Here is a 14,949-nt window from a genome sequence, read left to right as displayed (position 1 = left end):
CTAGCCGCGCCCTCTTGCCGTTTCACCGGAGCAGCGAAATACCGGCAGAATCGAAGGGGGAATTTTCGAAAATGAAATCACGGAGTGCCTGGGCGCTGACTGCGCTCACTTCGGTCGTGTGCCCGATTCTGGCCGGGCAAGCGGCGATCGCCGCCACGGTGGAACAGCCGGCCGCCGCGCCGCCGGCGGTGGTGGCGGGTCCGCCGCCGCTCGATGCCTATGGCGAGTTGCCGCGCGTGGAAGACGCCGCGATCTCGCCCGATGGCCGCAACATCGCCAGCATCTCCCGCATCGATGGCGATCGCCGCCTCGTCGTCGTGGACGATCAGGGCAAGTTCCTGCGCAACGCCTCGACCGGAGACGGCAAAGTCCGCGCCATCGAATGGGCCGACAACGAGACCATGCTGCTCACCACCAGCGCCACCGTGTCGATGTTCGGATTCGCGGCATCGAAGTACGAGATGAGCGGCACCTTCATCGTACCCGCTGCCGGCGGTACGGCCGAACTCGTCTTCAGCAAGACCAAGGCCGTGGCCGATACCACGCGCGGCCGCTACGGCATCCGTACCATCGAGGGCAAGACCGTCGGCTTCTTCGGCGGCATCGCGCTCGACACCTCCGGACCGGAGCCCGAGTTTACTCATGGCCGCACCACGCTCTACGCCGTGGACATCAAGACCAATCGCCCACGCACCGTCGCCGCCGCCCCGGCCGAGGATCACTGGCGCGACTGGCTGATCGACGGCAACGGGCAAGTCACCGTCGTGCTCGATATCGAAGAGAACAAGGGCTTCTGGAAGATCACCGTGCCCAAGGGCGCCGAACTGGCGCGCGGCATCGCCCCCACCGGGCAGGTCAGCCTGATCTGCTTCGGCAAGGACGGCACCACCGTGATTTACGCCATCAACGACAGCGAAGGCGGCACGCGCTGGTTCGAAGTGCCGCTGACCGGCGGCGAAGCCCAGGAAGTCCTTCCGGGCGACAAGATCGAACGCATTTTCGTCGACCATGCCACCGGCAATCTGCTCGGCTACCGGATCGATGCCGAAAAGCCGAAAACGGTGATGTTCGATCCGGCCAAGCAGACCGCGCTGGACAAGATCTTCAAGGCCTTCGCCGGCCGCGATCCGCACCTGATCGACTGGACGCCGGACTTTTCGAAAGTGCTGCTGAGCACCAGCGGCAACAAGGACAGCGGCACCTGGTACCTCGTCGACGTGCGCGGACGACACGCCGATCCGATCGGCGAGGAACGGCCCGACATCGCGCCCGAACAGGTCGGTGCGATCTCGATGGTCGACTACAAGGCGGCGGACGGGCTGGAGATGGACGGCGTGCTCACCCTGCCGCCGGGCCGGGAAGCGAAGAACCTGCCTATCGTCGTGCTGCCGCACGGCGGCCCGGCTGCCGAGGACAAGCCGGAGTTCGACTGGTGGGCGCAAGCCTTCGCCTCACGCGGCTACGCGGTGTTCCAACCCAATTTCCGCGGCTCCACCGGCCGCACCGATACATTCCAGCATGCAGGTGATGGCCAGTGGGGCCGCAAGATGCAGACCGACATCTCGGACGGGCTGGCCGAACTGGTAAAGCGCGGCGTGGCCGATCCCAAGCGCGCCTGCATCGTCGGCGCCAGCTATGGCGGCTATGCCGCGCTGGCCGGCGTGACGTTGCAACAGGGCCTCTACAAGTGCGCCGTTTCGGTGGCGGGCATCGGCGACGTGAAGCTGATGTACGAAACTGACATCCGGGAAGACGGCGATTCGCAGATGACCCGCAAGGTGCTGCGCAAGCAGTTGGGCGATCCGTCCGGTTACGACGGGATCTCCCCCCGCCGCTTCGCCGCCAAGGCCGATGCGCCGATCATGCTGATCCACGGCAAGGACGATACCGTGGTCGCCTATCGCCAGAGCACGATCATGGCCGATGCGTTGAAGGACGCCGGCAAGCCCTACGAGATGGTGACTCTGGCCAGCGAGGACCACTGGCTTTCGCGTGAGGAGACGAGGAAGCGCATGCTCTCCGAAACGATGCGCTTCGTGCAGAAGTACAACCCGGCGGATTGAGGATTGCGAGCGAGAGAGTCCGCTTCCTGCAATTGCCGAGTGGTAAGCGGACTTTCCGGATACGCCGACATTGCGGACAATTGGCTGTAACTATGCTATTCAAATACCATTCCTACGACGCAGCCTGCTGTCGCAGCCTATAATATTGTGCATCAAGAGATCGTGGCGGGGTTAAATGACTAGAGATTTGGAAATACAGGGGGATATCGCACGTTTGTTAATCGACAAGGCGCCGCATGGAGCCAGATTAATCACGTGTTCCGCTGCAATGCTGGATGGCAATGCGGCGTGCAAACTTCAATATATTTCGAAGTATTCGTCCGGAGAAGAGGTGTATTTTACCGGAGGAGGGAAGTTTAGTGGCGAAATTCACGACCTACTAAACCAACATAGCGACTATTTTGTGCTTCAAGGCCAGCCTCGCTGGACGAGTTGCGCGTTGACAGTCGATCTGGACCGCGAAAAAGTCTCCATGGACTTGAAGTACGATTGAGCCACCTCAGGGCTTTATCCTGAACGATGACATGCGATTTTTCGCGTTTCTCGATCAAGACTATTAGCCTTAGCCTTGGGGTATGTTGTCAATTTTAATACGGCGGCTATCCCCGACCTTGCAGGCACTCCGTCATCCAAACAGATAGCCCCCAAACGGCCGTTCGCGTTTCCAACGGCCGAAGGCTCTTCCCCTTTGCCCCGCCATGGGCGCGCAACGCTTAGGCTTGGCACGAGGTAGGCGCTCCGAGGGTCCGGGGGATCATCTCCCGGGAGTTCTCCTTTTCTGCCCCTTCCCTTCCGAACCGCTCCACGCACACGCAAAGCGATCCCAGCTTGCGCTGGGATGACGATCGCGCGTGAAAAAGGGCGCCGGTTCGCACCGGCGCCCTTTCCTTATCCTGAAAGGCGAACCGCTCAGACCAGCCCGGCGTGAACCAGCGCGTCGTCCACGGCCTTGCGGGCCTTGTCGCCGCAGGGGACCAGCGGCAGGCGCAGTTCGTTCTCGATCCAGTCGTGCACTTGCGCCAGCGCGTACTTGCACGGGCCCGGCGAGCTGTCCTCGAACATCGCGTAGTGCAGCGGGTAGAGCAGGTCGTTGAGGCGGCGCGCTTCCTCAAGGTCGTTGGCCGCGCAGGCCGCCTGGAATTCGGCGCAGAGCTTCGGCGCCACGTTCGCGGTCACCGAAATGCATCCGACGCCACCGGCCGCGTTGAACGGCAGAGCCAGTTCATCGTCACCCGAAAGCTGGCAGAAATCCTTGCCGATGCCCATGCGGTGATCGGTTACGCGGGAAAGGTCGCCGCTGGCGTCCTTGATGGCGACGAAACGGTCCGGATAGCGGCGCGCCAGTTCGATCACCGTTTCGGGCAGCAGGTCGGTCACGGTGCGCCCCGGCACGTTGTAGAGCACGATCGGCAGGTCGTTATGCTCGGCAAGGTAGCTGAAGTGGGCCAGCAGGCCCTCCTGGCTGGGACGGTTGTAGTAGGGCGCCACCAGCAGCGCGGCCGATGCGCCGCACTTCTTGGAGAAGTTCATGTGCAGCAGCGCGTTCATCGTGTCGTTGCTGCCGCAGCCGGCGATCACGGGCACGCGGCCGGCGGCCTGTTCCACGCAAAGTTCGATCACCCGGTGGTGTTCGGCGTTCGACAAAGTCGAGTTTTCACCCGTGGTGCCGCAGGGCACAAGGGCCGACGAACCCGAATCAATCTGCCAGTCCACCAGCCGCCGAAAAGCCTGCTCATCGAACGCTCCGTCGCGAAACGGTGTAACAAGAGCAGGAATAGAGCCGGAGAACATGGACTTTACCTCAGCTGGTGTTCATTCATCGGGTGATCGGTCCCGACGTTCAGCGCCTGATAAGGAGCCTTTTCCCCAAATGTCCAGCATGCAGCGTGCCGCCCCCCTCATCCTGCTTGCTTCGACGTTCCTTTCCACGGCCCCTGCGTTGGCGCAGGACGGCCGGGAATGGGACATCGCCAAGGCCCAGCAGATGCAATCGCACGACATGAGCGTGCACCAGTCCATCGACCGCTGGCGGCAGCTTACCGCCAGCGATCAGCTCGATTTCGGGACTTATGCGAACTTCCTGATGACCTACCCCGGTTATCCGCTGGAAGAACGGGTTCGCCGTTATGCCGAGGGGGCGCTGCTGCGTTATCCGGCGGATGCGAACACCACGGTCGCCTTCTTCACGAAATTTCCGCCACTGACGAGCGAGGCCGCCGGACGCTACGCCGTAGCGCTATCGACGTTGCAACGCTCCGACGCGGCGCAGAAGGCGCTGGCCGCGTGGCGCGGCGGCAGTCTGGCGCCGGACGACGAGGCGCGGCTGCTGTCTATGTACGGATCGCGTTTCTCGCAGGCCGATCACGACGCGCGCATGGATGAACTGCTCTGGCAGGGCCAGACCTCTCAGGCAGAGCGGCAGATTTCCTTCGTCTCCACGACCAATCGCCCGCTGTTCATGGAACGGCTGTCGATGCTGCAGGGCTCCGCGCCCGGCACCATGGGGCTGACCTTGACGCCGCAGATGAATGCGGACCCCGGCTATATCTATGCCCGCGCCGTGCAGGCGCGGAAGTCTGGCAACCTGCCGGGTGAGATTTCGCTGCTTGCGAACCGCCCGCCTCTGTCGAAACCCGTGCCGGAGCCGGAAAAGTGGGTGCGCGAACTGCTGAACGCCGCGCGCAGCGCCGGTTCGGATTCGGCGGTGCGCATCGCCGGTTCGATCGACGACGCCTTCCCGCCGGGCACGGACATCTCGAAGATGTCCTACCGCCTGCGCGACGATTACACGACGCTGGTCTGGCTGGGCGGGACCAAAGCGCTGTGGTCGCTGGGCGATCCGCGCCGCGCGGCACCGCTGTTCTATCGCTATGGCGCCGCCGCGCAGACGCCGGGCACGCGGTCGAAGGGCTTTTACTGGGCGGGTCGCGCACTGTCGCAGGCGGGCGATTCCGCTGGCGCGAACCGCTATTTCGAAATGGCCGCCGCCTATCCGCAGTACTTCTACGGCCAGTTGGCGCTGGAACGGCTGGGCCGCCCTCTGCCCGATCTGGACACAAAGCCGCGCGGGATGCCGACTTCCGCCGAGCGCAGCGCCTTCATGGCCAAGCCGATCACCAAGGCCGTGCGCGATGTTGCCCGCGATGCCGACTGGAAGACCGGCGTGCAGTTCTTTAAGGAAATCTCCGATCAGGCGCAGAGCGAGGCGGATCACGTCCTCGTCGCCGATCTGGCGCGGGAAATCGGCCGCCGCGATCTGGCCGTGATCCTGGGCCAGAGCGCCCATGCCGATGGCTATGGCGACTTCGGCCAGATCGCCTATCCGATGATCCCTACGCCCCCGGGCGCGGATTGGACCATGGTCCATGCGCTGACCCGTCAGGAAAGCCAGTTCGCCCAGAATGCGCTCAGCCATGCCGGCGCGCGCGGGCTGATGCAGCTGATGCCCACCACCGCGCGCGAGCAGGCGGGCAAGCTGGGCCTTTCCTATGACGACAGCCGGCTGGTAAGCGATCCCACCTACAACATCCAACTGGGCGACGCCTATTTCGCGCGGATGCGCAATTATTTCGGCGGGTCGTACCCGCTCGCCATCGGCGCCTACAATGCCGGTGCGGGCAATGTGAACAAGTGGCTGGCCGCCAATGGCGATCCGCGCATGGGATCGGTCGACTGGGTGACCTGGATCGAGCAGATTCCGATCTACGAGACCAAGAACTACATCCAGCGCGTGCTGGAAAACGCCGTGGTCTATCAGGCGATGCATCCTGAAAAGGTAGGCGTGCGCAGCAATACGCCATTGAGCCGGTTGATGGGGAAGAACACGCCGGGTTGAGGGCCGCGCTCGCTCCCTCCACCGCATCACAAAATCTCGTCGCCCCCGCGAAGGCGGGGGCCCCGCTTTTCTTGGATTCCCGCAGAGACGCAGAGGGGCTGTGCGGTATTGTGCCGCCCCTCTGCGTGCTCAAAAAAGAACAAGCGGGATCCCCGCCTTCGCGGGGATGACGGGGATTGGTTAGCCAAATGTCGTGTGTGCTCCGTGGCGTGGCGTAGCCTAACCTAACCGCTTGAGACGAATTACGCCGGCTTTACCCGATACAGCGCCGAAGCATGCGAGCGCAGCTTGGCGCTGACGCGGCCCTCGCTCACGCCAAGGTCTTCGCCCTTCCACAGATCGCGCACCGCCGCGCGCTGGAGGCCCAGTTCGCGCAGCGGCACTGCAACCTCCAGCGGCGCATCGCCAGTGTTGAACAGCGCCAGATAGCGGTCCTCGCTCCCCTCCCCGCGGGCCGACCAGACGCGGGTGTTGTCGGCCAGGAAATGCGGGCGGTTGCCGGTGCTGTGCTGGTTCACCGCCAGCACCTCGCGATTGGTCAGCAGCGCCATGGTCGCCGCGTCGACCCCACGCAGATCGCCGCCCATGATCAGCGGCGAGCGGGCGATGGACCATAGCGTCATCAGGGTCTGCTGCTCGTCCGGCGTGAAGCGGCTGCTACGCTCACCAAGCGCGATGCGGCCGAGTGGCAGCATGTCGGCATCGGGCCAGGAGCCGGGCCCGACGAAGGGAGACCAGTTCTCCAGCCGCGTGAACTGCGCGGCAAGCTGCGGCCATTCGTCCCAGAAATCGTCGGAAATACGCCACATCTGCGCATGCTTGCGCACTTCGGCCCCGCGCGGCACCGGGGTTTCGCCGGGCGAGAGGCTGAGCACGATCGGCCGACCGCAGCGCGAGATGGCCCTGGCCGCGGCCTCGATCTCCGGCGCGTGGGCGTCGTAAGGCCGGCTCATGTCGTCCATCTTCACGAAGTCCACGCCCCACGAGGCATAGAGGCGGAAAATGCTGTCGTAGTATTCCTGCGCGCCGGGTTTGGTCATGTCGACGCCGTACATGTCCGGGTTCCACGGGCAGATGCTGTTCGTGTCGGCAATGTCCTGCGCGCGATAGGCCGTGCCCAGGATCGGCAGGTTCTTCTCGACCGCCAGCCGCGCGATGCCGCGCATGACGTGGATGCCGAACTTCATGCCCATCGCGTGGACCTTGGCCGCCAGCGGCGCGAAGCCCTTCCCGCCCTTGGACGAAGGGAAGCGGTTGGGCGCGGGCACCAGCCGTCCGTTCGCGTCCAGCGCGGGCACCGGGTGGGCGTTGTAGGTATAACTACTCGCCTCGGGCTCGTACCACTGGATGTCGACGGTGAAGACGTCGTAGCCGAAGGGCAGCAGCTTATCCCGCATGATCGCGGCGGTTTCGAGCGCCTGCCCCTCGGTAATGGTGCCGGCGAAGCTGTTCCACGAATTCCAGCCCATCGGCGGACGCGGCGCCAACGTCGCGCCGGGAGCGGCCGGAAGCGCGCCCGAAGCTTCAGCCGCAACGGCGCGCGCGGCCATTCCGGCAAGCGGCGCGGCGGCAGCGGCGATGAGCGCGGAGCGGCGTGAGAGTTCCATGATTTCCTCGATCCCTGATAGATTTGCCCTCTTTTGTCGGACTAATAGATGCAGCGCAAGGTCGTGGAGAAGCGGCCCTGCCCCTTGGCCACGCGAAGCGCGCCGGATAAGGCTCACTCGATGAAACCCGCAGGTCCCCCGATCACGCCCGCCGGAATGGCGAAATTGCGCGCCCGCTACGACCATCTGCTCGGCAAGGAGCGGCCGGAGATCGTCGAGATCGTCTCCTGGGCGGCGGGCAATGGCGATCGTTCGGAAAACGGCGACTATCTCTATGGCCGCAAGCGCATGCGGGAAATCGACCGGGAACTGGCCTTCCTAGCACGCCGCATGAAGGCGCTGCGCGTGGTCGATCCGCGCGAACAGACCGAACGCGCCAAAGTCTTCTTCGGCGCCACCGTCACGATCGCGGACGAGGACGACAACCACAAGACCGTCACCATCGTCGGCGATGACGAGCAGGACGCTGCCAAGGGCCTGATCGGCTGGAGCGCGCCCATCGCCCGCGCCCTGCGTGGTGCGGCCATCGGCGATCTGCGCATGGTGCGCCTGCCTTCCGGCGAGAAGGAATGGGAAGTGATGGAGATCGCCTACCCGACTGCCTGAGGCGGCAAGCGCGGCAAATTCCGCTTGGCCCCGGCGCAAAGGCCATGGCACCATGCTCAGCAAGCTTAGGATCGCGCCGACACGTATCGGCGCGGCCAAAGAGGAGCATGACATGGCTGGCATCGGCATTGAAAACCTTCGGGAAGACCTGAGCTTCGGCGCGCGGGTTTCGGGCGTGACGTTCGAAACGCTGGAGGACGAGTCGGTCCGCCAGCAATTGCGCGATCTGTTCGTGGCGCGCGGCGTCATCGTCTTCACAGACATGGAGCCCAGCTCGAAAATGCAGGTGGCGCTGAGCCGCGTGTTCGGCCCGCTGAAGGACCATCCCACCAAGACCACCAAGCGCGATGACGAGACCGGCGACCAAGCCGAGGGCATGATTGACATGCATTACAAGCCCAGCGACGAGATCGCGCGCGGCGAAGGGCTGGTGGAGATCGACGGGCAGATCGTGGCCCGCTTCTCACCCTGGCATTTCGACCACTGCTACAACGACGAGCTGAACTACGCAGGCGTGCTGCGCGCGCCGGTCAATGCGCCCGAAGGCGGGCGCACCGGGTTCATGGACGGCGTGGAACTTTACCGCCAGTTCCCCGAAGGCCTGCGCCGCCGACTGGAAGGGCACAATGTGGTCTACACGCTGGACACCCGGCTTTCGACGATGAAGTACGGCGTCGATTTCACGCCGCTGACCGAACACAGTTCGACGCCGCAATTGCTGCAGGAAGCCGCGCGCTTTCCGCGCGCGATGCACCCGGCGGTGTGGAAGCGCCAGACCGGGGAGAAAGTGCTGCACTTCGGCCCATGGATGGCCGTGGCGCTGGAGCACCACGAAGATGCGGAGGGCGACGCCCTGCTCGACGAAGCGGCACAGGCGATCAACCGGCTCGGAACGGGAACCAGCGCCTATTGGCACGATTGGAAGCCCACGGACATGGTGATCTGGGACAATCACCGCATGCTCCACGCGGTGGAGGGCTGCGACGCGCGCTATGAACGCCGCACTCTGCGCACCACGATCAAGGGCGACTATGGCCTGGGCTATTTCGAGGACGGCAAGAAGGTCGGCGAGGTTCTGCGCGAAATAGCCTGATCGGCTTGACGCGCAGGAACATGCGCGGCCAGAACCGCGGCATGGGGGTTCGTCCGATACTTGTCGCGCTATGCGGCGCTTCGCTCTTCTTCACCGGGTGCAAGCCGCAGTCCGCGGCCGCATCTGCAGAAGCTGCGACAACGACCTCGCCTGTCGGCAAGGATTTGCGCCTTCAAGGTTACGTCAACGACACAGCCCACATCCTGTCGCCCGATAGCAAAGCCCGTCTTTCGGCAAGCCTGAAGTCATTTGAACAGCGAACGCATCACCAGATGGTTGTCGCCACGACCCCATCGCTGGGCGGCGAGGACATTGCGATTTATGCTCGTGCCTTGGGCAATCGCTGGGGGATTGGCCGCAAGGGTTTGAACGATGGCGTGATCGTCCTTGTTGCCCCGAACGAGCGCAAAGTGCGTATTGCTGTTGGTGATGGCCTGATTGCCCAATTGCCCGACGATCGGAGCCGGACGATCATCGATCATGACATGCTACCCAGCTTCAAGGCGGGGGATTTTGGCGCGGGGATCGAAAAAGGCGTCGCCGCAATCTCCAGCCAACTCCACTGACGTCTTCGCATCCGCCGGAAACCATGCCATGAGCCCGCCTCGATGAAATGCATGTCCGGTCGCACGTTCCGCCTCATCGCCCTGCTCGCAGCTTGCATTGCCGGTGCCGTGCCGGCGCTCGCCCGTGAGAGTCTGGGCCTTTACGCCACTTGGGGCGCATTCCGCGATCCCGTGGTGCCGCGCTGCTACGCCATTGCCATGGCGGAGCCCAATCTGGCCGCGCGCGAATACCAGCCCTTTGTCGCCATCGGTAGCTGGCCGCGCCGTGGTGCGCGCGGGCAGTTCCACATGCGCCTATCCCGCCGGATCGCCCCGCAGTCCACGATCACGGTGAACGTCGGCGGCCGGCGCTGGCAACTGACCGGCGGCGGCGGCGATGCCTGGGCCCGCAACGAGGGCGACAATTCAGCCATCGTCGCTGCCATGCGCTCCGCCCCGCGCATGACCGTCACCGCCACGGACATGAAGGGCAATCGCTTCGTCAACGCGTGGCCGCTGGCGGGCGCCGCCTCTGCCATGGATGCCGCGCTGATCGGCTGCGCGAAGGGGCAGTAAGCAAAGAAAAAGGCGGGAGCCGCAGCCCCCGCCCTTCCCCGCCTCAAGCGAAAATCAGAAGCGCACGCCTACGCCTGCCATGATCTGATGGCGATCGAGGTCGAGGTCGAAGCGCTGGCCGTCCGGAATGTCGTCGCGGTAGTCCAGTTCGCCCTTTTCGTAGTTCGAATAGCGGTATTCGAGCTTCACGAAGGCGTTGTTGCTGATCGCCTGCTCCACACCGGCGCCGATCCGCCAGCCGTCGGCATCGAGGTCGGTCTTGGTATCGACCGTGCCCACCGCGTTGCGCACGTCGAACTTGGCATTGGTGTAGCCGCCCTTCAGGTAGACCATCGTCGTCGGCGCGACGACATAGCCGACGCGCGCACCGACGTAGAGGTCACGGTTGGTCTTCACGTTGCCGATGCCGAAGCCTTCGAAATCACCGTCATCGAACTTGGTCTTGGCGGTGGACCACGTCACTTCCGCTTCGGGGCCGATGACGAAGTTGTTCATCCGCACATCGTAACCGGCGCCCACGCCGAAGGCGAAGCCGTCGATCGACTGGTCGTTGTCGATGTTGGAATCGTCGTCGACGCTGCTGCCGGCCTTGGTCACGTCATAACCGGCCAGCGCTTCGACGTGGAAGCCGTTGAAAGGCTGCGCCGAGGCCGAATCCTGGGCCATGGCGGGGGCCGCGACAAGGGCCGAAACAAGTGCGACGCCGGTACCGAGGCCAAAGAGAGCCTTCTTCATGTGTTCACTCCAATCCGTATTCTTGAGCAGGTCTTGCCTGCCGGGACTGGTCAAATGCCTGTCGCAAAGGCTCGGTTTCCTGAACCTAAGATAACGAAATCATTGATGTTTTTCAGCAACACTAATGCGATGGCCAGAGCGTATCGCACGCCGACCAGGGGGAACCGACAACGCCTTGGAAGTGTTCGCGTACACGCCTGCCCATGCGGGTGCGCATCCGCGTCGCGCGGATGATGATGCGCTGCATCTTCCGTTTTTGGGCGGATTGCCCTATATGGCGCCCCAATCATGACAGACACCATTACCAGCTCTGCCGGGGCCGGCCCGATGCCGATCCCCGGGCACATCGATCCCGTTCCGGTGCCGCGCCCCGGCATCGTCGAAGGCGTGACCCCGCGCGAGGACGGCCGCGTGGACCTGATGGGCCTGCCCAAGAAGCGCATTGCCGACTTGTTCGAAAGCGCCGGGCTGGACCTGAAGGCGGCGAAGCTGCGCGCCAAGCAGGTCTATCACTGGATCTACCACCGCGGCGTCACCGATTTCGAGGCGATGACCGACATCGCCAAGACCATGCGCCCCTGGCTGACCGAACGCTTCGTGATCGGCCGCCCGGAAATCGTCGAGGCCCAGCACTCCAGCGACGGCACCCGCAAGTGGCTGCTGCGCACGGCGGACGCGCACGATTTCGAAATGGTGTTCATCCCCGATGCCGATCGCGGCACGCTCTGCGTGTCTTCACAAGTCGGCTGCACGCTCAACTGCCGCTTCTGCCACACCGGCACGATGCGCCTCGTCCGCAACCTGACGGTGGGCGAGATCGTCGGCCAGGTCATGCTCGCCCGCGACGCACTGGGCGAATGGCCCAAGGGTCGCATGGACTTTGCCTTCGGTGACGGCGTTGATGGTGCCGAGACCGACGACGACGAAGGCGGCTACTCCGCTGACGGCCGCCTGCTCACCAACATCGTGATGATGGGCATGGGTGAGCCGCTCTACAATTTCGACAATGTGCGCGATGCGCTGAAGCTGGTGATGGACGGCGAGGGCCTTGCCCTGTCGAAGCGCCGCATCACCCTCTCCACCTCGGGCGTGATCCCGCAGATGGCCCGCTGCGGCGAGGAAATCGGCGTGAACCTTGCCGTCTCGCTCCACGCGGTGACCAAGGACGTGCGTGACGAGATCGTGCCGATCAACAAGAAGTACGGCATCGAGGATCTGCTGCAGGCCTGTGCCGACTATCCGGGCGCATCGAACGCCCGCCGCATCACCTTCGAATACGTGATGCTGAAGGACAAGAACGACAGCGACGAGGACGCGCGCGAACTGGTGCGCCTGCTCAAGCAGTTCAACCTGCCTGCCAAGGTCAACCTGATCCCGTTCAACCCCTGGCCGGGCGCGCAGTACGAATGCTCGACGCCGGAGCGGATCAGGTCGTTCTCGAACATCGTGTTCGAAGGCGGCATCTCGGCCCCGGTGCGCACCCCGCGCGGGCGCGACATCGATGCGGCCTGCGGCCAGCTCAAGACCGCCGCCGAGAAGAAGAGCCGCGCCGAACTTGAGCGGCTGTATGCCGAGAAGGAAGTCGCGCTCGGCTAAGTCCCTGCCTTCTCAGTTCTTCGTTTAGGGCTGCAAAGAAAATACGCGTTTGGCGTGAGTTCGATGCAGCCCTAAACCGGATGCGATATCCGACAAGAGGACTGCAATGACCGACCCCCTGACCCAAGGCAGCGAAGCCCTGCTCGGCATGATCCACGTGCCCGGCGGCACCTTCACCATGGGGTCTGAGCGCTTCTACCCGGAAGAGGCACCGCTGCGCCGCGTTGCGGTCGATGCCTTCTGGATCGACGAAACCCCGGTGACCAACCGCCAGTTTGCCCGCTTCGTGGAGGAAACCGGCTACGTCACCGTGGCGGAGATCGCGCCCGATCCGAAGGACTATCCCGGCATGCCGCCCGAGATGGCGCAGCCCGGCGCGCTGGTGTTCCACAAGAGCGCGACACCGGTGGACACGTCCAATCCCGGCAACTGGTGGCGTTTCGATTTCGGCGCATCATGGCGGCACCCCTATGGTCCCGGCAGCGATATCGACGCGCTGGACCTTTGGGATCATCCCGTCGTGCAGGTCAGCCACGCCGATGCAGAGGCCTATGCCAGGTGGGCGGGCAAGGACCTGCCAACGGAAGCCGAGTGGGAATATGCCGCGCGCGGCGGTCTGGAAGGCGTGGAATATGCCTGGGGAGACGAACTGGCTCCCGGTGGACAGATGCTGGCGAATTACTGGCAGGGCCTGTTCCCCTTCGCCAACCAGTGCCTGGACGGTTGGGAGCGCACCTCCCCCGTGCGCAGCTTCCCGGCCAACGGCTATGGCCTTCACGACATGATCGGCAACACCTGGGAATGGACGCGCGATTGGTGGTCCGAAAAGCCCGAGGTGAAAAAAGGCGGCGGATCGTGCTGCGCGATCAGCAATCCGAAAGGCGGCAAGCTGAAAGACAGCTTCGACCCCGCCCAGCCGCAAGTGCGCATCGGCCGCAAGGTGATCAAGGGCGGATCGCATCTTTGCGCGGCGAATTACTGCCAGCGCTATCGCCCGGCCGCGCGCCATCCCGAGATGATCGATACGGCCACCAGCCATATCGGCTTTCGCTGCGTAGTCCGCCACCCAGCCTGAAGGCCGGCGACGGAAAGTTCGAACGAACCCCAAAACGCGTCGGCGCGACAGGACGGACCTGCCGCGCCGATAAGCCCCGATAGAGACCCCTGTTGTATATTAGCGCGCGAACGCCAGAGTGGCCGGCCGCGCGATTTCTTCCACGGCGGGAACATAGTCTGCCGCTTCGCGGAAATCGCCGCCTTGGGTGACGAGACCCTGGTTGACTGCCCAGATCGCCGCTTGAGTGCGGTTCTGAACCATCAGCTTGCGCAGGATAGCCTTTACGTGAACCTTCACAGTGGCTTCGCTGATGTCCAGCCGATAGGCGATAACCTTGTTCGGATAGCCCATCACCAGGCAACGCAGCGTATCGATTTCACGGTCAGACAGCAGTTCGCTGAGCTGGACCTGCACATCGGCCTGGCCTTCGGAAATCGCCTGCTTTTGCGGAAGATGCTGCAGCAGCGCGCTGGGCAGGACCTTTTCACCCTGGTTAACCAGTCGCAGCGACTCGATCAGCGGTTCGGCGCCGATTTCCTTCAGTAGATAGGCATGAGCGCCCAGCTGGAAGGCATCGACCATCTGGCCAAATTCGAACTCGTCGGCCAGCAGGACTGCCCGCATGTAGGAATGACGATCCTTCAGCGTGGACAGGCAGCCCAGCAGATCGTCGCAATGTCCCATGTCGAAAATGGTCAGCCCCAGGTTCGCACCGGCACTTTCGGCCAGCAATTCGTCGCAATCCCTGTAAAAGCGGCTGCAACGAAATTCGCATTTATCGAGGATCTTGCAGATCCCCTCACGAACCAGCGAATTGAATCCCACAATGGAGACACATACTTCATCAAATTGCGCCATCGTCTTTATCTCCTGAATCCTGGAAATAGGACGACCCAATGTATGCTTGTTACATTCGGCGATCTTGGCCGCCGACACTCATACAGGGGGAAGGTACGAACGGACTGAACGCCCGACGTAGCCGGAAGAAGACAAAATAGACATTCGGCGGATAACCAGACGGAACTGGTGCCCCCCTCCAATGCCCCTTCATACCCCACAGCATTAGGTGCATTTCCTTAAAACATATCCGGGAGTTCAAGTCGAGGGCTGACGAAGCGCCACAGGACAACAATGCCGGATTGGGACACAACATAAAAAATGCTATCTTTCAGCACCTTAGTTAGTCATTTCAACAAGTTCACTGGCACTAATGCTTGAAATCACGCATTTTTCGGG

The 14,949-nt window shown here is 63.3% G+C and carries 13 protein-coding genes; 9 read left to right on the top strand and 4 right to left on the bottom strand.

From position 1 onward, the window contains the following. Positions 1–71 precede the first annotated feature (71 nt). Positions 72–2,063, top strand: coding sequence for a S9 family peptidase (locus tag ACZ1JV_RS14285; protein ID WP_465152068.1), 1,992 nt, complete (start codon positions 72–74; stop codon positions 2,061–2,063). Positions 2,064–2,238: 175 nt separating this feature from the next. Continuing rightward, positions 2,239–2,556, top strand: coding sequence for a hypothetical protein (locus ACZ1JV_RS14280; protein WP_465152067.1), 318 nt, complete (start codon positions 2,239–2,241; stop codon positions 2,554–2,556). Between the two features lie 416 nt (positions 2,557–2,972). Here ACZ1JV_RS14280 and dapA read toward each other — a convergent pair whose 3' ends face one another. Further along, entirely contained in the window at positions 2,973–3,854 is an 882-nt protein-coding gene (gene dapA, locus ACZ1JV_RS14275) for a 4-hydroxy-tetrahydrodipicolinate synthase (RefSeq protein ID WP_395327300.1), read from the bottom strand. Between the two features lie 79 nt (positions 3,855–3,933). On the opposite strand from dapA, the gene ACZ1JV_RS14270 reads away from it, so the two are divergent. Then, a complete protein-coding gene (locus ACZ1JV_RS14270) occupies positions 3,934–5,898 on the top strand; it encodes a lytic transglycosylase domain-containing protein (protein ID WP_465152066.1) in 1,965 nt (654 codons plus the stop codon). Positions 5,899–6,140: 242 nt separating this feature from the next. Here the strand turns inward: ACZ1JV_RS14270 and ACZ1JV_RS14265 are convergent, their stop codons facing one another. Then, entirely contained in the window at positions 6,141–7,505 is a 1,365-nt protein-coding gene (locus ACZ1JV_RS14265) for a glycoside hydrolase family 27 protein (protein ID WP_465152065.1), read from the bottom strand. Positions 7,506–7,625: 120 nt separating this feature from the next. Between ACZ1JV_RS14265 and greB the strand changes: the two genes are divergently transcribed. From greB to ACZ1JV_RS14245, 4 genes are read left to right on the top strand one after another with little or no spacing between them, the layout of a single operon-like run. Continuing rightward, a complete protein-coding gene (gene greB / locus ACZ1JV_RS14260) occupies positions 7,626–8,111 on the top strand; it encodes a transcription elongation factor GreB (RefSeq protein ID WP_132384748.1) in 486 nt (161 codons plus the stop codon). 52 nt (positions 8,112–8,163) lie between these two features. Continuing rightward, on the top strand, positions 8,164–9,204 hold the full coding sequence (locus ACZ1JV_RS14255; RefSeq protein WP_465152064.1) for a TauD/TfdA dioxygenase family protein: 1,041 nt from the start codon (positions 8,164–8,166) through the stop codon (positions 9,202–9,204). 20 nt (positions 9,205–9,224) lie between these two features. Next, complete coding sequence (locus tag ACZ1JV_RS14250; protein WP_465152063.1) at positions 9,225–9,770, top strand: TPM domain-containing protein; 546 nt, start codon at positions 9,225–9,227, stop codon at positions 9,768–9,770. A 51-nt stretch (positions 9,771–9,821) separates the two neighbouring features. Next, positions 9,822–10,325 carry a hypothetical protein gene (locus ACZ1JV_RS14245; RefSeq protein ID WP_465152062.1) on the top strand — a complete coding sequence of 168 codons (504 nt, stop codon included), beginning with the start codon at positions 9,822–9,824 and terminating at the stop codon, positions 10,323–10,325. Between the two features lie 54 nt (positions 10,326–10,379). Here ACZ1JV_RS14245 and ACZ1JV_RS14240 read toward each other — a convergent pair whose 3' ends face one another. Continuing rightward, positions 10,380–11,060, bottom strand: a complete 681-nt coding sequence (locus tag ACZ1JV_RS14240) for an outer membrane protein (protein WP_465152061.1) — start codon at positions 11,058–11,060, stop codon at positions 10,380–10,382. 288 nt (positions 11,061–11,348) lie between these two features. On the opposite strand from ACZ1JV_RS14240, the gene rlmN reads away from it, so the two are divergent. After that, positions 11,349–12,656 (top strand): 23S rRNA (adenine(2503)-C(2))-methyltransferase RlmN, encoded by a 1,308-nt coding sequence (gene rlmN / locus ACZ1JV_RS14235; RefSeq protein WP_465152060.1) that lies wholly within the window; start codon positions 11,349–11,351, stop codon positions 12,654–12,656. A gap of 148 nt (positions 12,657–12,804) precedes the next feature. Beyond that, entirely contained in the window at positions 12,805–13,731 is a 927-nt protein-coding gene (locus ACZ1JV_RS14230; protein ID WP_465152573.1) for a formylglycine-generating enzyme family protein, read from the top strand. Positions 13,732–13,830: 99 nt separating this feature from the next. On the opposite strand, the gene ACZ1JV_RS14225 is transcribed toward ACZ1JV_RS14230, so the two are convergent. Beyond that, on the bottom strand, positions 13,831–14,610 hold the full coding sequence (locus tag ACZ1JV_RS14225) for a LuxR C-terminal-related transcriptional regulator (RefSeq protein WP_465152059.1): 780 nt from the start codon (positions 14,608–14,610) through the stop codon (positions 13,831–13,833). Positions 14,611–14,949: the final 339 nt, after the last annotated feature.

The sequence above is a fragment of the Novosphingobium sp. BL-S-19 genome (assembly GCF_055521675.1).
This window is presented reverse-complemented; position numbering and strand designations above follow the sequence as displayed.

What these genes read in the sequence shown, in the direction of transcription:
- ACZ1JV_RS14285 (WP_465152068.1), top strand. Translation starts at nt 72, where the DNA reads ATGAAATCACGGAGTGCCTGGGCGCTGACTGCGCTCACTTCGGTCGTG.
- ACZ1JV_RS14280 (WP_465152067.1), top strand. Translation starts at nt 2,239, where the DNA reads ATGACTAGAGATTTGGAAATACAGGGGGATATCGCACGTTTGTTAATC.
- dapA (WP_395327300.1), bottom strand. Translation starts at nt 3,854, where the DNA reads ATGTTCTCCGGCTCTATTCCTGCTCTTGTTACACCGTTTCGCGACGGA.
- ACZ1JV_RS14270 (WP_465152066.1), top strand. Translation starts at nt 3,934, where the DNA reads ATGTCCAGCATGCAGCGTGCCGCCCCCCTCATCCTGCTTGCTTCGACG.
- ACZ1JV_RS14265 (WP_465152065.1), bottom strand. Translation starts at nt 7,505, where the DNA reads ATGGAACTCTCACGCCGCTCCGCGCTCATCGCCGCTGCCGCCGCGCCG.
- greB (WP_132384748.1), top strand. Translation starts at nt 7,626, where the DNA reads ATGAAACCCGCAGGTCCCCCGATCACGCCCGCCGGAATGGCGAAATTG.
- ACZ1JV_RS14255 (WP_465152064.1), top strand. Translation starts at nt 8,164, where the DNA reads ATGCTCAGCAAGCTTAGGATCGCGCCGACACGTATCGGCGCGGCCAAA.
- ACZ1JV_RS14250 (WP_465152063.1), top strand. Translation starts at nt 9,225, where the DNA reads ATGCGCGGCCAGAACCGCGGCATGGGGGTTCGTCCGATACTTGTCGCG.
- ACZ1JV_RS14245 (WP_465152062.1), top strand. Translation starts at nt 9,822, where the DNA reads ATGTCCGGTCGCACGTTCCGCCTCATCGCCCTGCTCGCAGCTTGCATT.
- ACZ1JV_RS14240 (WP_465152061.1), bottom strand. Translation starts at nt 11,060, where the DNA reads ATGAAGAAGGCTCTCTTTGGCCTCGGTACCGGCGTCGCACTTGTTTCG.
- rlmN (WP_465152060.1), top strand. Translation starts at nt 11,349, where the DNA reads ATGACAGACACCATTACCAGCTCTGCCGGGGCCGGCCCGATGCCGATC.
- ACZ1JV_RS14230 (WP_465152573.1), top strand. Translation starts at nt 12,805, where the DNA reads ATGATCCACGTGCCCGGCGGCACCTTCACCATGGGGTCTGAGCGCTTC.